General features: G+C 71.9%; 14 protein-coding genes and 1 pseudogene. 9 read left to right on the top strand and 6 right to left on the bottom strand.

Features of this window, described 5'->3' with window-relative positions; all coding sequences use genetic code 11:
• Positions 1 to 215: 215 nt before the first annotated feature.
• From ASC60_RS22575 to ASC60_RS40925, 3 genes are all read left to right on the top strand, one after another.
• Complete coding sequence (locus tag ASC60_RS22575; protein ID WP_055553791.1) at positions 216 to 2,243, top strand: AAA family ATPase; 2,028 nt, start codon at positions 216 to 218, stop codon at positions 2,241 to 2,243.
• Between the two features lie 206 nt (positions 2,244 to 2,449).
• On the top strand, positions 2,450 to 3,187 hold the full coding sequence (locus tag ASC60_RS22570; RefSeq protein WP_055553789.1) for a dienelactone hydrolase family protein: 738 nt from the start codon (positions 2,450 to 2,452) through the stop codon (positions 3,185 to 3,187).
• A 286-nt stretch (positions 3,188 to 3,473) separates the two neighbouring features.
• Positions 3,474 to 3,833, top strand: a complete 360-nt coding sequence (locus ASC60_RS40925) for a DUF4158 domain-containing protein (protein ID WP_063787188.1) — start codon at positions 3,474 to 3,476, stop codon at positions 3,831 to 3,833.
• A 259-nt stretch (positions 3,834 to 4,092) separates the two neighbouring features.
• Here ASC60_RS40925 and ASC60_RS22560 read toward each other — a convergent pair whose 3' ends face one another.
• Together ASC60_RS22560 and ASC60_RS22555 are read right to left on the bottom strand one after the other, a co-directional pair.
• Entirely contained in the window at positions 4,093 to 5,214 is a 1,122-nt protein-coding gene (locus tag ASC60_RS22560; protein ID WP_055553787.1) for an epoxide hydrolase family protein, read from the bottom strand.
• A 52-nt stretch (positions 5,215 to 5,266) separates the two neighbouring features.
• On the bottom strand, positions 5,267 to 6,598 hold the full coding sequence (locus tag ASC60_RS22555; RefSeq protein ID WP_234357079.1) for an MFS transporter: 1,332 nt from the start codon (positions 6,596 to 6,598) through the stop codon (positions 5,267 to 5,269).
• Between the two features lie 165 nt (positions 6,599 to 6,763).
• Here ASC60_RS22555 and ASC60_RS22550 point away from each other — a divergent pair, with 165 nt between their 5' ends.
• Together ASC60_RS22550 and ASC60_RS22545 are read left to right on the top strand one after the other, a co-directional pair.
• Positions 6,764 to 7,348: an ABATE domain-containing protein gene (locus ASC60_RS22550; protein ID WP_055553783.1), complete on the top strand. Its 585-nt coding sequence runs from the start codon at positions 6,764 to 6,766 to the stop codon at positions 7,346 to 7,348.
• A 241-nt stretch (positions 7,349 to 7,589) separates the two neighbouring features.
• The gene (locus ASC60_RS22545; RefSeq protein WP_055553782.1) at positions 7,590 to 7,802 is read left to right on the top strand and encodes a hypothetical protein; all 213 of its coding nucleotides are present in this window, start codon (positions 7,590 to 7,592) and stop codon (positions 7,800 to 7,802) included.
• Here the strand turns inward: ASC60_RS22545 and ASC60_RS22540 are convergent.
• Positions 7,792 to 8,724 (bottom strand): hypothetical protein, encoded by a 933-nt coding sequence (locus ASC60_RS22540; protein WP_055553780.1) that lies wholly within the window; start codon positions 8,722 to 8,724, stop codon positions 7,792 to 7,794. The genes ASC60_RS22545 and ASC60_RS22540 overlap by 11 nt on opposite strands.
• Before the next feature lie 28 nt (positions 8,725 to 8,752).
• Complete coding sequence (locus tag ASC60_RS41740; protein ID WP_159043299.1) at positions 8,753 to 9,220, bottom strand: hypothetical protein; 468 nt, start codon at positions 9,218 to 9,220, stop codon at positions 8,753 to 8,755.
• A 6-nt stretch (positions 9,221 to 9,226) separates the two neighbouring features.
• Between ASC60_RS41740 and ASC60_RS22535 the strand changes: the two are divergent.
• Positions 9,227 to 10,006: pseudogene (locus ASC60_RS22535) on the top strand (SWF or SNF family helicase); the annotation flags it as partial.
• 132 nt (positions 10,007 to 10,138) lie between these two features.
• A complete protein-coding gene (locus ASC60_RS22530) occupies positions 10,139 to 11,236 on the top strand; it encodes a pectinesterase family protein (protein WP_055553777.1) in 1,098 nt (365 codons plus the stop codon).
• Between the two features lie 131 nt (positions 11,237 to 11,367).
• Here the strand turns inward: ASC60_RS22530 and xylA are convergent, their stop codons facing one another.
• Positions 11,368 to 12,540 (bottom strand): xylose isomerase, encoded by a 1,173-nt coding sequence (gene xylA, locus ASC60_RS22525; protein WP_055553774.1) that lies wholly within the window; start codon positions 12,538 to 12,540, stop codon positions 11,368 to 11,370.
• A gap of 125 nt (positions 12,541 to 12,665) precedes the next feature.
• On the opposite strand from xylA, the gene xylB reads away from it, so the two are divergent.
• Positions 12,666 to 14,123 (top strand): xylulokinase, encoded by a 1,458-nt coding sequence (xylB, locus tag ASC60_RS22520; protein ID WP_055553771.1) that lies wholly within the window; start codon positions 12,666 to 12,668, stop codon positions 14,121 to 14,123.
• A gap of 75 nt (positions 14,124 to 14,198) precedes the next feature.
• The gene (locus ASC60_RS22515) at positions 14,199 to 15,446 is read left to right on the top strand and encodes an ROK family transcriptional regulator (protein ID WP_055553770.1); all 1,248 of its coding nucleotides are present in this window, start codon (positions 14,199 to 14,201) and stop codon (positions 15,444 to 15,446) included.
• Here ASC60_RS22515 and ASC60_RS22510 read toward each other — a convergent pair.
• Positions 15,427 to 15,915: an N-acetyltransferase family protein gene (locus ASC60_RS22510; RefSeq protein WP_370592955.1), complete on the bottom strand. Its 489-nt coding sequence runs from the start codon at positions 15,913 to 15,915 to the stop codon at positions 15,427 to 15,429. The genes ASC60_RS22515 and ASC60_RS22510 overlap by 20 nt on opposite strands.
• Positions 15,916 to 15,966 lie beyond the last annotated feature (51 nt).

Here is a 15,966-nt window from a genome sequence, read left to right as displayed (position 1 = left end):
TTCCCGTGCACGGCAAAATATCACCGGCATTCAAGGGAAACGACGGAACGCATGACACGAAGTGCGGTCAGCCGTAAGGACATAGACGCAAAAAGTAAGTCAAGACTTACCTTTAGGGAACTTTGGCCGTATGGTGCGGCTCGAATCGAAGGAGCCCCTTGTTGTCAAAGACAAATGATTCTGCCGTGCGTGCGGTTGAATCGGAGCAAGGTTACGTGTCCTCATTGTATGAGCTGCTCACCGAGCGGCTTTCCGAGGCACGAGCGAACCGGGCGAGTGTGCTGAAGGCCCCGGCGGACGGCGCCGGCGAGGCGTACGAGAGAGAGATCGCCGCCGACCGTCTGACCAAGGAGATCGGCCGGCTGGAAGGCGCCGAGAAGGGGCTGGTCTTCGGGCGCATCGACTGGACGGACGGCACGGCCCTGCGCATCGGGCGGATCGGACTGCACACGGAGGAGGACGAACTGCCGCTGCTCGTGGACTGGCGCGCGAACGCGGCGCGGCCCTTCTACGAGGCGACACCGGTCCACCCGATGGATCTGCGGCGGCGCCGGCACCTGCGCCTCGAGGAGCGCACGGTCGTCTCGGTGAGCGACGAACTGCTCGACGGGACCGCCCCGACCGACGAAGACGTCGTGGGGGACGGCCCGTTGACCGAGGCTCTGTCGGCACGGCGTACGGGCAGGATGCACGCGGCGGTCGCGACGCTGCAGGCCGAGCAGGACGAGATCGTCCGATCCGCCCACCGCGGGGTGACCGTGGTGCAGGGCGGGCCCGGCACCGGCAAGACGGTGGTCGCCCTGCACCGGGCGGCCTACGTCCTGTACGCGTTTCCGCGCGCCGCGGAGGAAGGTGTCCTTGTGGTGGGCCCCAACGCCCGTTTCCTCGACTACATCTCCCAGGTCCTTCCCTCGCTCGGGGAGAACGACGTCGATCTGGCGACCTGTCAGGAACTGGCCGGAATGTCCCCGGACGCGGTGGACCCGTTCGACACGGCGCGCCTCAAGGGCGGCCTGGACCTCGCCAACGCCCTGGCCGGCCTGCTGCGAGACCACCAGGCCCCCGCCGGTGACTTCACCGTCCGGGTCGGGCAGGAACTGGTCCACCTGTCGGAGAAGGAGGTCGCCACTGCACGCGCCGCCGCCCTGGCGGCCGCATCCGGCCACAACCCCGCGCGCCAGGCGTTCAAGGAACTCCTGGTCGACGCCGTCACCGACGCGATGCAACGGGACATGGGCGACCTCCTGGAGCAGATCGACGCCGATGCCGAGCAGATGACGGGCCTGAACCTCGACCGGTTCACGGGGGTCGCCCAATGCCGTGCCGAGGGCGCCGCCGACCCGGGTCCGGTCCACGAGCTGGACCTGGACGCCATCGGGGCCGATCTTCTCGACGACGCCGGTGTCGACCGGGCGGTCGAGGCGCTGTGGCCGAGGCTGGTACCCGGCGACCTCGTGAAGGCACTGCTGACGGATGCCGACGCCCTGGCCGAGCGCCTGCCGACCCTGACCCCGCAGGAGCGGTCCCTTCTCCTGCGTGCCCCGGAGGCCCCGTGGACCGATGCGGACGTGCCGTTGCTGGACGAGGCAGCGAGCCTGGTCGACGGCCCGCCCGAGCGGACGTACGGGCACGTCGTCGTCGACGAGGCGCAGGAACTGACCGCCATGCAGTGGCGGATGATCGTCCGCCGCTGCCCGGCGAGGGCGATGACGCTGGTGGGTGACTTCGCCCAGTCGGGCCCGGCCACGACGGCACGCGACTGGAAGGAAGCCCTGAGCCCGCATGTCGGGACGCGGTTCAGACTGCACGACCTGACGGTCAGTTACCGCACCACGCAGGAGATCCTGGAGAGCGTCCGGGACCTGCTCGCGCGGATCGCTCCGGACCAGCGGCCCACACGGTCACTGCGCAGCGGTGAGAGCCCGCGCACCGTGACCACACATGGGGACGGGCTGGTCACCGCCGTCGTGGAGGAACTGCGCGCCCAGAGCACCGCGCAGCCGGACGAACTCCTGGGAGTGATCTGCGCGGACACCCGGGTGAGCCAGTTGACGGCTCACGGCATCACCGACCACGCACGCATCGTGCCCGCGTCCGAAGCACGTGGCCTCGAGTTCGACGGGGTCGTCGTCCTGAACCCCGAGGAGATCATCACGGCCCGCCCCGGCGGGGAGAGGGACCTGTACGTGGCCCTGACCCGGGCCACCAAGCGCCTGTGCACCATCACCACCCAGCCCGCATGATGGCGCGGCGCCCGCGTGGTCGCCGCGGGCGCACAAGTGCCGCTCGCTATTGCTCGTCGAGGACGCCGATCCTTGGAGCTGTCATTTGCCTGCAGCGTTTCTCAGAATCCCGCTGCGAGGGCCAGTCAGAGGAATACCCGGCCGGTGTTCTGCCAGCGGCAGAACACCGGCCGGACCGAACTCGACGATCACTACAGTCCAGTCACATGACAATGATTACGACGCGTACGGTCGAGTATCCGGCCGACGGTTTGACGATGCTCGGGCACCTCGCGCTCCCGGCCGGTGTCGACCGTCGGCCCGCGGTGCTGCTCGGGCCGGAGGGCGTGGGGCTCAGCGACGTCGAGCGCCGCCGGGCCGATGCTCTCGCCGAGCTGGGATATGTAGCGCTGGCCTTCGACCTTCACGGCGGGCGCTATTTGGGTGACCCCGAGGAGATGCTGGCCCGTTGCATGCCGCTGCTCGCTGATCCCGACCGGATGAGAGGCATCGGCCATGCGGCGCTCGACGTGTTGCGCACCGAACCGCGGACCGACCCCGACCGGATAGCCGCCGTCGGCTACGGCACCGGGGGCGCCGTCGGGCTGGAACTCGGGCGCGGCGGCGTCAGCCTGCGCGCGATCGGGACAGTCAACGCACTGACCACGGGCCGACCGGGCGAAGCGGCGCGCATTCGCTGCCCGGTGTGGGCCGGGGTCGGGTCAGAGGACCCCATCATGGCGCCCGCGCAACGGAACGCGTTCACCGCTGAGATGCAGGCGGCGGGCGTCGACTGGCGCCTCACGGTCTACGGCGGCGCCTTGCACGCCTTCCACCACCCGCCGGTCGGCCACCCCGTGGTCCCCGGCGTCGGCTACCACCCACAGCACGCGCAGCGAGCCTGGCGCGACGTCGTCGACCTGCTCGCCGAGTGCCTGCCCGTGACAGAGAACCTGGGGGTATGACCCAGGTAAACATGCTGGCGCCAGGCCTGGTCGGCGTCGGGCGCTGACAGTTCCCTCCCCCTCAAGTCCGCACAGCCGAATGGCATTCGGGCAGATACTCGATCGCGGAGACGTAAAGGCGGTTCATTCACAGCTTCTCAGCCTGATGTCCTGCCTTCCGGCGTGCGTCGTCCAACGAGGGAGCCGGCTACCGGGTCCCTGCAGACTGAGACCGACGGAGTTGTCGTTTCCCACCGTCGGTCATCTCGTTGAGCTGAACGAGTGATGTCGGCGGGAGGGCGGGGCAGTGCGGCAGGACTGGGAGCCGGAGGACCTGATCGAGGTCTGGACGTTACTCGAAGATGACATGAAGCGGGTGCGGAACAAGTCCGGGGCGACCCGGCTCGGGTTCGCGCTGCTGCTGAAGTTCTTCGAGGTGGAGGCCCGGTTCCCGGAGTCGGCCGGGGAGGTCCCCGCCGCCGCGGTGGAGTACGTGGCCCAGCAGGACCGCGCACGTCCAGCGGCAAGGCGGCCGTCGTCCCGGCGTGAAGGACTGGCACATCAACTTTCTGGGCCGCTACCTGTTCAACATCACCGCCGCCCCGGCCAGGGCCTGCGCCCCTTCCGGGACCCGGACGCAGCAGAGGACGACGGGGCCGAGGACTGAGCCGAGCCGCCGTCAGCGAGGGAGAGGCCGCGCTCCCTTGCTATCGGTCGTCACGTCGAAGTGCTGAATGGGCGGCCCCGCCTCCGCACCCGGGACCTCGAAGCGGCTGACGCCTCCAAGAGGAACCTCGAAGCGAATTCGTGCGCCGTCGAGCCGGACAACGTTCGCCCATTGCACCGCCAACGTGATTTGCCGGTAACCCGGGGGACGGACAGGACCATCCCCTGGGCGCGGGCTTCCCAGGGGGTGGCACGGACAGTCAGCGGAACAGGCGGAAGAACCCGCGCACCTGCTTGACCAGCGACTCCGGCTGCTCCAGCGCGGCGAAGTGGCCACCATGCGGCAGCTCCTCGAACCAGCGCAGGTCGGTGAACCGCAGCTCGGCCTCCCGCCTCGACGGGCGGGTTATGTCGCACGGGTAGACCGACAGCCCGGATGGCGCGGTCACCTTGTCTCGGAAGTTGGCGAAGCTCTCCCAGTACAGGCGTGCCGACGACGTGGCCGACGCGGTGAACCAATAGACCGAGATCTCGTCGAGGATCGTCTGCCGCGACAACGCATCCTCGGGATGGCCGTCGTTGTCCGTCCACGCCCAGAACTTCTCGGCGATCCAGGCGGCCTGCCCCGCCGGGGAGTCGGTGAGGCCGTAGCCGAGCGTCTGCGGCCGGGTCGCCTGGATCGCCGAGTACCCCCGGCCGGTGCGCTGCATCTCCTTCTCGGCCTCGAGATTCGCCACCTCCGCGGGCGTCGGGTCGTCGAACGTGCCCGCCGCCACGGATCCCAGGTTCAGGTGCACGCCGGCGACCCGCTCGGGCGCCACCTCGCCCAGCACCGCGGACACCGCCGAACCCCAGTCACCGCCCTGCGCGCCGTACCGTTCGTAACCCAGCGAGACCATCAACGTGTCCCAGGCGCGCGCGGTGCGAGTGATGCCCCACCCGGTCGTCGACGGCTTGTCACTCCAGCCGTACCCGGGCAACGACGGCGCGACCACGTGGAACGCGTCCGCCGGGGCACCGCCGTGCGCGCGCGGGTCGGTGAGCGGGCCGAGGACCTCCAGGAACTCGAGCACCGAACCCGGCCACCCGTGCGTGAGCACGAGCGGGAACGCGTCCGGCTCCGGCGAGCGGACGTGCAGGAAGTGGATGCCCAGCCCGTCGATCGTGTCGCGGTACTGCGGGAACACGTTCAGCCGCTCGGCGAACCCGAAGTCGTAGTCCTCGGCCCAGCTGCGGCAAAGCTCCTGCGCATACGCCAGTGGCAAACCCTGTGACCAGTCGTCCACCGGCTCGCGCTCGGGCCACCGTGTCCGTCGCAATCGTTCACGCAGGTCCGCGATCTCGGCTTCGGTGATGCCGACCTCGAATGGCTCGGCGGACATGGCAAGGCTCCTTACTGGTCAAGGCGTTATCGGATCAGATGCAGGTGGACCGTCATCGCGGGCTCCCACGCGTGGCGTCGGGTTGGGGGCGGCGGTCGGCGGTAGGGCGCCGGGTCAGGCTGAGCACGAGTCCGGCCAGGGGGAGTGCCGCGAGCACAGCGAGGGCCGCCGGCACCGGCACGATGCCGGACAGACCCGCGACAGCGGCCGGACCGATCCCGCCACCCAGGGCGTTCATGAAGTTGAGCAGGCCCTGTGCGGTGTCGCGGTCGTCCGCGGCGACCAGGTCCGGCGCGAGGCTCACCAGTACGGCTTGGGCGTTGGCGAACCCGCACACGGTCAACGCCGTGCCGACGACAATTGGGATCGGCCCATTGAAGACCGCGACGACGAGCACACCGACGACGGTGAGTGCCGCAAGCCCGGCCGACACCTGCCAGCCGGTGAACCGGTCGGTCAAAGCGCCGACCAGCCGCCCGGCCAGCACCGAGCAGGCGGCGGCCGGGACCAAGAGCACGCCGGCTTCCAGGGGGCCACCGCCCGTGGCCTGCTCGATCAGGGACGGGGCGCGGAACAGCACCCCGTAGTAGCCGGCGAAGACGGTCCCGCCGATGAGCCCGGCCGCCAGGAAGCCGCGGGCCGCGATCACCCGCCGGGGCACGAACCCCTCGGGCGTGCTTCGCACGCGCCACCACAGTCCCCCGGCGGCGAGCGCCCCGGTGGCAGCCACGACGAGCGTGACCGGAGCGGGCAGGCCGACCGAGTGTGCCTGCAGCAACGTGATCAAGGAGCCGGCGAGTACCGATAGCACGGCCGCGCCGACGATATCGAGTCGCCCGGTCGAGCCGTTTCGCTCGCCGCTACCGCTCCGCGTCAGCGCGCGCCTACTCGGCAATGCGGCCAGCAGGAGGGGCAGCGCGAGGACCGGGATCGCGAGCACGGCACGCCACCCGAGCCATGCGGTCACCGCCCCGCCCAACAGTGTCCCGCACCCCGACGCCGTCGCGCTGGCGGCCGCGATGATTCCCAGGGCGCGGATCCGTTGCCGCCCGGGAAGGGCGGTGGCCGCGGCAAAGACGGCGATCACGGTCGCGCCCGCCCCGGCGCCGCCGATCAGTCGGCCGACGATCACGACGGACAGTGCCGGCCCGGCTCCGGCGAGCGCGGAGCCCGCGGCGAGCGCCACGACCCCGGCGACGAGGACCTGGAAGGGGCTCCAGCGGACCAGCAGCCGACCCGCGACCGGCATCGCGAGCGCGGAGGTCAGCGACCACGCGGCGAGAATCCATGCGGTGGCCCCGAACGGCACCGCGAGTGCGCGGCCGATGGCCGGCAGGGCCACCGACGGCGCTCCCAGTGCCACGTACATCGGCAGCACCAGCATCCCCAAAGTCAGCCCCAGCCGACGCCCATCCGGGGCGTCGGTTCGCTCCGGTGCCGGGGCCCCTCCAGACGGGATCGTCTGCGGCGTCGTCCCCTGCCGGGTATGTTGTGACATGCCAAGACTCCTTTGGGTGTAACATTACGGAGCAGTGAGGAGATACGTCAAATGCAGCATGCGTATTACAGCCCATTGGTGGTCCAGACGGCCGTCGACCTGGCCAACACCTTGAGGCCGATCAAGGGAGAGGACGCGCTCGAGACCGTGGAGCAACTCCGGGACTTCCTTGACGACCATCCCGCGGCTGCGCCTCCGAGTTCGGCCGCGAACCAAGGGACCGGTCCGCGGCATCTCACCCGCGCCGACCTGGCGGAAGTCCGCGCGTTGCGCGAGACGGTGCGTGAGGTGCTCGAACGGGCGAACGCGGACGCGGTCGAAGCTGCGGCTCTGATCAACGACGGTCTGCGTCGCAGCCGCGCCACTCCGGTACTGCGCCACGAGGACGACCGCTGGTGGACCGAGGTGACCTCCGACACCGACCGCTGCTCGGCGCACCTTGCCGCGACTACGCTCAGCGCACTGGCCTCCGTGATCGCCACGCTCGGTCCCGCTCGTCTCGGCGTATGTGCCGGGCCGACCTGCCGGGCCACTTTCGTGGACCTCTCGCGCAACGGCTCGAAGCAGTACTGCACCCGAACCTGCGCACACCGGGCCAGCGTCGCGGCCTACCGGAGCCGGCGCAGCCCACGTTGAGCGCCGGCACCTGACCCTGCCAGGCCGGCTCCGGGGTTTCGTCCGAGCCCGCCTTCGACGAACTCGTTCGGGCCTCCGAGGGCGTTCCTCGCGATGCGATCTACATCGCTGCGAAAGCGGCAATGCAGGCCCGAGACCGCAAGATCTGCGTTCCGATCGTCCAGGACGCAGCGCGAGCCTGGTATCAGTCCGACAAGGCGCGTGCTCTCCGCGCGTATCCCGAGCCGGACCGACTCCCGAAATGGCTCATCGACAATTCGCGCTCTTCGACGCCCGAGTCCTGCACATCGTTCGCCGCGGCTACTCAGCGCAAGATCAGCCCGGCGAGCGCTTCGACGTCTGGGTGATCGACTACGGCGCCTACGTCGATCTGCGTTCAGGGGTGCCGTCAAGGATGCGGTCCATGGCGGCGCGCATGCGGTCGCGTTCGTCGGGTGCCGGGCTCATGCCGTGATGTCGATGTTTCCGCAGTTCGGGACGCAGCGGTCAAGGATGGGCTCGGAGAGTCGGCCGTCCCCCTGGCAGGGGGCTCTGTCGCTCCTGAACAGGCAGAGCAGGAGGGCTCGGGGGTTGTCGTAGAGCACGCTGCCGTCCCGGGCCAGGTGGCGGCGGGCCAGTGTGTGTTTGACGGGGAAGTCTCGTTTGACCAGGCCGCCTTGGAACATGGGGCCGGTGGTGGCTTGGAGGAGAGCGCGGCGGACCGCGGGACCGGAGATACCCTCACCGGCCCCGAATCGCTCAGCCAGGTCGGCGGCGGCGTCAGCGGTGGCCAGCGCGGTCTCGACGTCGACGAGCTGGTGAATGCCTGAGCGGCTGCGGCTGCCGTAGCGGCCCGACTCCTCGGTGTTCAGCATGGTGCGCATGTGCCCGTACGGGATGGCGAGGGCGACCAGTCCTCCTGGTCGGCGTGCGATGTGCCAGGCAAGGCTTCGGCGGAAGCGTCCGAGTCCGATCTTGCCGTGCGGGTCGGGTGGGATCACTTCTCCTGGGAGGTCGTGAGCGTCGGCTTCCGCGGTGGCCCAGGTCACGAAGTCCTCGATCCGAGTCCGGATGGTGTCGACGATCAGCGAGCCCGTCCGTGTGTTGGGGTGGGTCCGGTTGTGGACGGAAGCACCGAAGAGCAGGTCACCCTCGGGGACGAGTCGCTCGAGGACTCTGATCGCTTTGAGGACTCTGATCGCGTTGACGACTGGGGCGATGGCGACCCAGGGGACAGCTCGTTCGGCGCCGCCGGGAGAGTAGGTGCCGGTGTCCGGGTCGGTGGCGGTCTTGAAGTGCCTGCTGCGGATCAGCAGATGCGGCTCGCCGTCAAGATCGTCGTCCAGCTCGTCATCGTCGTCGAGAGATTCGTCGATGTCTCCGGGCTGGATGCGCATGAGGTGCCGTCCTTGCCCGTCTTCGGAATCAGGACAGCAGCCCGAGCCCATCGCGAGCACTTCCCTGAGTGCGGGCGCCGGCCAGGTACGCGCAGACGATGAACACGGCCGTGATCAGGTGCCGCAGGAGTTCGCTGGTTTCGGTGTAGTCGATGCGCGAGCGCCAGGGGCGGCCGGCGATCCGCCCTGTGGCCGTGACGTCCAGCGGGCAGGGACCAGGATCGGCGGCGACCAGGGCGCCGAGTCCGCGGTCCCGGTAGGCCAGTGCGACCTGCTTGAGGGAAGCGCCGGTGACACCGGCGATGTACTGCCGGGCCAGAGCGGTCTTCCCGTTCTGACGGGTCGAGGGCAGCGGACGTCGGGTGACGAGGTGCGCGGTGAGACAGGTGCGCAGGGACTTCCGGCCCTCAGGGGTGCTGGGCTGTGTGAGGGCCGCCTGGTTGAGGCGGACAGTCTCCTCGTGGGCGGTGCTGATGTCGTCGGCCAGGTCGTCCACCAGGCGCAGGGCCCGTATCTGCTGCTGCGCGGCCGCGGGGAGCGGGAGCTGCTGGACGAACTCCAGGTGCGCAGCGAGGCGCACGCCGCCCGGCACGCCCCGCAGGCCGGGGAGGAGACACCCGCCGCGGCCCCTGAGGGCGTACCGGCTCGAGCGGCGTTCGCCGCGCCCGGCGCGTGCCCGCTGCCCGCTCCCCCACCGGCCGTCGCCACGCCCGGCCGTCCCCCGGCGCTCACCGGTGGTACGGACCCGGCGCCCGGGCTGAACGTGGCCGCGCTGGAGTTCCTCGCGGCGGACGCCGCCGTACGCGCCCGGCGGCTGCTGGCCGAGGCACTGGCCCCCGGCCATGCCGCGACCCCCGTCCCGGCCGCGCTGACGGAGTGGCAGGACACGGTGCGGCTGACCGCCGCCGTTCCCCCGGCCGCGGTCGCCGCCCGGCTCGCGGCGGGCTGCGGGCGCGACCGCCTGGATCTGGACCGCGCCGTACGGGCCTGGGAGCACGGCGGGACCGCCGCGCTCACGGTGCTGGAGGAGGAGTGGACGCCGGACGCCGAGGCCCTGGCGCGCGCCCGCGCCCAGCTCGCCGCCGCCTGGGAGGAAGGCGAGCGGGCGCCCCGGCTGCGCGCGGCGGGCAACCGCTGGACGGCGGTGGGCACCGATGCCCAGGTGCGCTACGGGCGTGACGGGCGCTGGTGGCCGTACCGCAAGGACCGAGGGCGCTGGTGGCCCGCCGGTCCGCCGTCCCAGGATCCGGAGGCCGCACTGGCGATGCTCGCCGTGGACTGACGTGGCACCGGGCCGGGCCGCCGGTACCCCGGCGCGGACGCGGCGGCGGGGCGGCAACCTTTCGCGGGGGCGTGGCAACCGTAGGGCGTCAGAACACCCCCCGCACAACCCTCCACGGGACGGAGATCCCCCATGCTCCCATCGCGTCCGCGCTCCCGGCGCCGCCGCCCCGGTCCGCTCATCGGCCCCCTGGCCCTCGCCACCGGCGCCGCGCTGATCGCCGCTCCGGCCACCGGATGGTTCGGCGACGGCGGCCGGGCCCATGCGGCCGAATCCGCCGCGGCGGCGACCCTCGTCGTCGCCAAGGACGGCAGCGGTCAGTACACGACCGTCCAGGCGGCGGTCAACGCGGTCCCGGCGAACAACTCCTCCGCGGTCACCATCTCCGTCAAGCCCGGCACCTACCGGGAGACCGTGAAGATCCCCTCCAACAAACCGCACATCCGGCTGGTGGGCAGCACCGGCAACAAGGGTGACGTGACCATCGTCTACAACAACGCCTCCGGCACCCCGAAGCCCGGCGGCGGAACCTACGGCACCAGCGGCAGCGCGACCGTCGCCGTCGAGGCGGACGACTTCCAGGCGCGCCATCTGCAGTTCGTGAACGACTTCAACGAGGCCAACACCAGCATCACCGACAAGCAGGCGGTCGCGCTGCGCACCGCGGCGGACAAGATCGTGCTGGACGACATCGGCGCGGTCGGCGACCAGGACACCCTGCTGCTCGACTCCGCGAGCAAGGCCACGACCGGCCGGGTGTACGTCAACAACTCCGTGATCCAGGGCAATGTCGACTTCGTCTTCGGCCGCGCCTCCGCCGTTGTCAACAAGTCGACGATCCGGCTCGTCAAGCGCTACGACGGCAGCTCCGGCGGCTATGTGGCGGCGCCCTCGACGGCCGCCGGGAAGAAGGGCTTCCTGTTCATCGACAGCACCATCGGCGGGGACGTCGGCAACCGGTCGTTCTACCTCGGCCGCCCGTGGCACGCGGGCGGGGACGCGAGCCTCGACCCGCAGGCGGTCGTCCGCAACACGAGCCTGTCGGCGGCGGTCAAAACCACGCCGTGGACGGACATGAGCGGCTTCTCCTGGAAGGACGACCGCTTCGCGGAGTACAAGAACACGGGCGCCGGTTCCGGTTCGGCGAGCGGCGACCGGCCGCAGCTGACCGACGCCCAGGCCGCCGACTACGAGATCGCGGACTGGCTCGCCGGCTGGCAGCCGTCCTGATCCGGCGGGTCCGGCGGGTCCGGCGGGTCCGGCCGGAGCCGCCGGGCTGAGCCGGTCCGGTGAAGTCCGGCCGGTCCGGTGAACTTCGGCCGCCGGTCCCGTCGGGGGGCGGGACCGGCGGCCGATCACGGTCAGCCGCGCGCGGCCAGCAGATGGTCCATGGCGAGCTGGTCCAGGCGCTCGAAGGCCATGCCCCGCTGGGCGGCGGCCTCGACGTCGAACTCCTCGAAGGCCGTGCGGTCGGCGAGGAGCGCGGCCGGGGTCTCGCCCTCCTCCAGGGTGGGCCGGGCCAGCTCGTCCAGGCGCGAGGCGCGCAGCGCCTCCTGGACCTCCGGGTCGGCGCGGAAGGCGGCCGCGCGCTCCTTGAGGATCAGGTAGTTGCGCATGCAGCCTGCGGCCGACGCCCACACGCCCGCGACGTCCTCGGTACGCGGCGGCTTGAAGTCGAAGTGGCGCGGTCCCTCGTAGCCCGCCGTCTCCAGCAGGTCGACGAGCCAGAAGGCGGCCCGCAGATCGCCCGCCCCGAACCGCAGGTCCTGGTCGTACTTGATGCCGGACTGACCGTTGAGGTCGATGTGGAAGAGCTTGCCCGCCCACAGCGCCTGGGCGATGCCGTGCGGGAAGTTCAGCCCGGCCATCTGCTCGTGGCCGACCTCGGGGTTCACCCCGTACAGCTCGGGCCGCTCCAGCCGCTCGATGAAGGCGAGCGCGTGGCCGACGGTGGGCAGCAGGATGTCGCCGCGCGGCTCGTTGGGCTTGGGCTCGATGGCGAAGCGCAGATCGTAGCCCTGCTCGGTGACGTACGCGCCGAGCAGGTCGAAGGCCTCCTTCATCCGGTCGAGCGCGGCGCGCACGTCCTTGGCGCCGCCGGACTCCGAGCCCTCGCGGCCGCCCCAGGCCACATAGGTCTTCGCGCCCAGCTCGACCGCGAGGTCGATGTTGCGCAGGGTCTTGCGGAGGGCGTAGCGGCGGACGTCCCGGTCGTTGGCGGTGAAGGCGCCGTCCTTGAAGACCGGATGGGTGAAGAGGTTGGTGGTCGCCATGGGCACGGTCATGCCGGTGGCGTCCAGGGCCTGCCGGAAGCGCTTGATGTGCGACTCGCGCTCGGTCTCGGAGGCGCCGAAGGGGATGAGGTCGTCGTCGTGGAAGGTGACGCCGTACGCGCCGAGTTCGGCGAGACGGGTGACGGACTCGACGGGGTCGAGCGCCGGGCGGGTGGCGTCCCCGAACGGGTCCCGGCCCTGCCAGCCGACCGTCCACAGGCCGAAGGTGAACCGGTCCTCGGGGGTGGGGTTGTAGCTCATCGCGGCTCCTCGCCTATTTCGTCATGGCGCTTTACAAATTAGTATGCGCGAGCATTCCGGGGAAGCCCCGCTCAGGGCCGGACAAGACTCGTCGCAGCACACAGGGACGCAAGGGAGAGCGCGAGATGGCAGCAGCAGCCGTACCCGTGCCGGAAGGACCGCTGGTCGTCGGCGTGGACAGCTCCACGCAGTCGACCAAGGCGCTGGTCGTCGACGCCGCGACCGGCCGGGTCGTCGCACGCGGCCAGGGTCCGCACGTCGTGGGCGGCGGAGTCGGCGGCGAGGGCAAGGAGAGCGATCCTGAAGCGTGGTGGGAGGCGCTGGCGGAGGCGCTGCGCCAGTGCGGTCCGCACGCCCGGCAGGCGGCCGCGGTCTCCATCGGAGGGCAGCAGCACGGGCTGGTGACGCTGGACTCCTCCGGCCGTCCGGTACGCCCCGCGCTGTTGTGGAACGATGTGCGCTCGGCGCCGCAGCGCGACCGGCTGATCGAGGAGCTGGGCGGCCCCAAGGCGTGGGCGGAGCGGATCGGCAGCGTGCCCGCGACATCGTTCACCGTCACCAAATGGGCCTGGCTCAGGGACAACGAGCCGGAGGCGGTCCGCGCCACCGCCGCCGTCCGGCTCCCCCACGACTACCTCACCGAACGGCTCACCGGATACGGCACGACCGACCGCGGCGACGCCTCGGGCACCGGCTGGTGGGCGTCCGGCGCCGAGGCGTACGACGAGGAGATCCTCGGCCGGGTCGGGCTCTCCCCCACCCTGCTGCCGCGCGTCCTGCGCCACGGCGAGGCGGCCGGGACCGTACGGGACCTGCCGGACCTGCCGCTGCCCACCGGCGCCCTGGTGGCCACCGGAACCGGCGACAACATGGCCGCGGCCCTCGGGCTCGGGCTGCGCCCGGGGCAGCCCGTGCTCAGCCTCGGCACCTCCGGCACCGTGTACGCGGTCTCCGAACACCGGCCCGCGGACCCCACGGGGGTGGTCGCCGGGTTCGCCGACACCCGCGAGGCCTGGCTTCCGCTGGCCTGCACCCTGAACTGCACGCTCGCGGTCGACAAGGTCGCGGCGCTGCTGGGCCGGGACCGGGAGGCGGTGGAGCCGGGCGGCTCGGTCGTGCTGCTGCCGTTCCTGGACGGTGAGCGCACCCCGCACCTGCCCCATGCCTCCGGGCTGCTGCACGGGTTGCGCCACGACACCGGGCCGGGCCAGCTCCTCCAGGCCGCCTACGACGGCGCCGTCTTCGCCCTGCTGACCGCGCTCGACCAGGTGCTGGACGCGGACGCGGCCCCCGATACGCCGCTGCTGCTCATCGGCGGCGGCGCCAAGGGCACGGCCTGGCGGGAGACGGTGCGGCGGCTGAGCGGCCGCCCCGTCCAGGTGCCGCGGGCGCAGGAACTGGTCGCCCTCGGCGCCGCCGCCCAGGCCGCGGGGCTGGCGCTGGGTGAGGACCCGGCGGCGGTGGCGCGCCGCTGGGCGACCGCGGAGGGGCCGTCGTACGAGGCGGTGGAGCGCGACGAGGAGGCGCGGGAGCGCGTCTCGCGGGTGCTGTCCGACGCGGACGGGCTGCTGCGCCGGGCCTGAACGCCGGTGGGACCATACGAGACGGACCCTGCGAGACGGACCCTGCGAGACGGCCCGTAGGAGAGGAGACGACCGGTGGCAGCGCCACTGCCCAACACCCAGCAGGCGATGCGCCGCCGCAACCTCTCCCTCGTGCTGCACGCCGTGGCCGCGCACGGGCCGCTCTCCCGCGCGTCCGTCGCGACCCGGGTGGGGCTGACCCGGGCCGCGGTCTCCACGCTGGTGGACGAGCTGATCCGGGACGGGCTGCTGGTCGAGCTGGGCCCGTCCCGGCCCGGCACGGTCGGCCGCCCCGGCAGCGCGCTGCAGCTCAACGAGCGCGGTCCGGCCGGGATCGGCGCGGAGATAGGCGTGGACCATCTGGCCGTCTGCGCGGTGGACCTGGGCGGCCGGGTGCGGGCCCGTACGGAGGTGGCGTCGGCGAACCGGGACCGTGCCGCGGGCCCGGCGCTCGCCCGGCTCGCCGAGCTGGTCCGGCTGGTGGCGGCGGAGGCGTCGCGCGAGGGGCTGCGGCCGGCCGGGCTCGCGGTGGCGGTGCCCGGCCTGGTGGCGCGCGAGTCGTCGCTGGTGGTGCGCGCGCCCAATCTCGGCTGGGAGGGCGTGGACATCGGCCCCGCCCTGCGCGCCGCGCTGCCGGGGCTGCCGCTGACGGTCGACAACGAGGCCAACCTCGGGGCGCTCGCCGAGCTGTGGCGCGGCGGCCATGACCCGGCGCCCCGCGACTTCGTCCATGTCTCGGCCGAGATCGGCATCGGCGCCGCGGTCGTGCTCGACGGGCGGCTGCTGCGCGGCACGCACGGCTTCGCGGGCGAGCTGGGCCATGTGCCGGTGCGGCCCGAAGGGCCCGCGTGCGCGTGCGGCGGGCGCGGCTGTCTGGAGAGTTACGCGGGCGAGGAGGCGGTGCTGCGGGCGAGCGGCCTGTCCCCCGAACAGGCCGCCGCCCAGCACCCCGGGCCCGGCGGCCGGATCGCCCTGCTGGCCGAGCGGGCGGCGGGCGGCGACCGCCGGGTGCGGCGCGCGCTGCGCGGCGCGGGCGAGGCGCTCGGCATCGCGCTGGCCGGGGCCGTGAACCTCCTCGACCCGCGCACGGTGGTGCTCGGGGGCGCGCTGACCCCGCTCGCGCCCTGGCTGTTGCCCGCCATGGAGCGGGAGTTGGCGCTGCGGGTCGCGGACCCGGCACGCTCCGGCCAGGGCGCGGTGACGGTCTCGCGGCTGGGTTCCGACGGTCCGCTGCTCGGCGCGGCGCACTCCGTGGTGCAGGCCGTCCTCGACGATCCGGCGGGGCTCAGGGAGGCGGCAGCGGTCACAGGAAGCGATGCATGATGTGCAGCCCGACGTAGCCCTCCGCCGGATGGTGGAACGCCTTGGGGACGGTGCCCACCACCTCGAATCCGAGTGAGCGCCACAGCGCGACCGCCCGGGAGTTGGCCTCCACCACGGCGTTGAACTGCATCGCCTGGTAGCCCTCGGCGCGCGCCCACTCCAGGACGTGTTCGCCGAGGGCGCGGCCGACGCCGCGCCCGGCGCTCTCGGGCGCCACCATGAAACTGGCGCCCGCCACGTGCGCGCCGGGCCCCATCTGGTTGGGATTCATCTTGGCCGAGCCGAGCACCGCGCCGTCGGCGTCGGTGGCGACGACGGTGCGGCCCGGGGGCGTCAGCATCCAGATCTCGCGCGCCCGGCCCTCGTCCAGGTCGCGCGGATAGGTGTAGGTCTCGCCCGCGGCGACGATGCGGTGCAGGAAGGGCCAGATCGCGGGCCAGTCCTCGGAGGTGGCGGTCCTGATGAGCATGACGGCCAGCATGGCGGAGCGGGCCGGCGTTTCGCGAACCGATTTCCGCGC

The sequence above is a fragment of the Streptomyces sp. NBRC 110028 genome, from assembly GCF_001417735.1.
Lineage (GTDB): Bacteria > Actinomycetota > Actinomycetes > Streptomycetales > Streptomycetaceae > Streptomyces.
The sequence above is the reverse complement of the archived record's forward strand: the minus strand, read 5'-3'. Positions and strand labels throughout refer to the sequence as shown.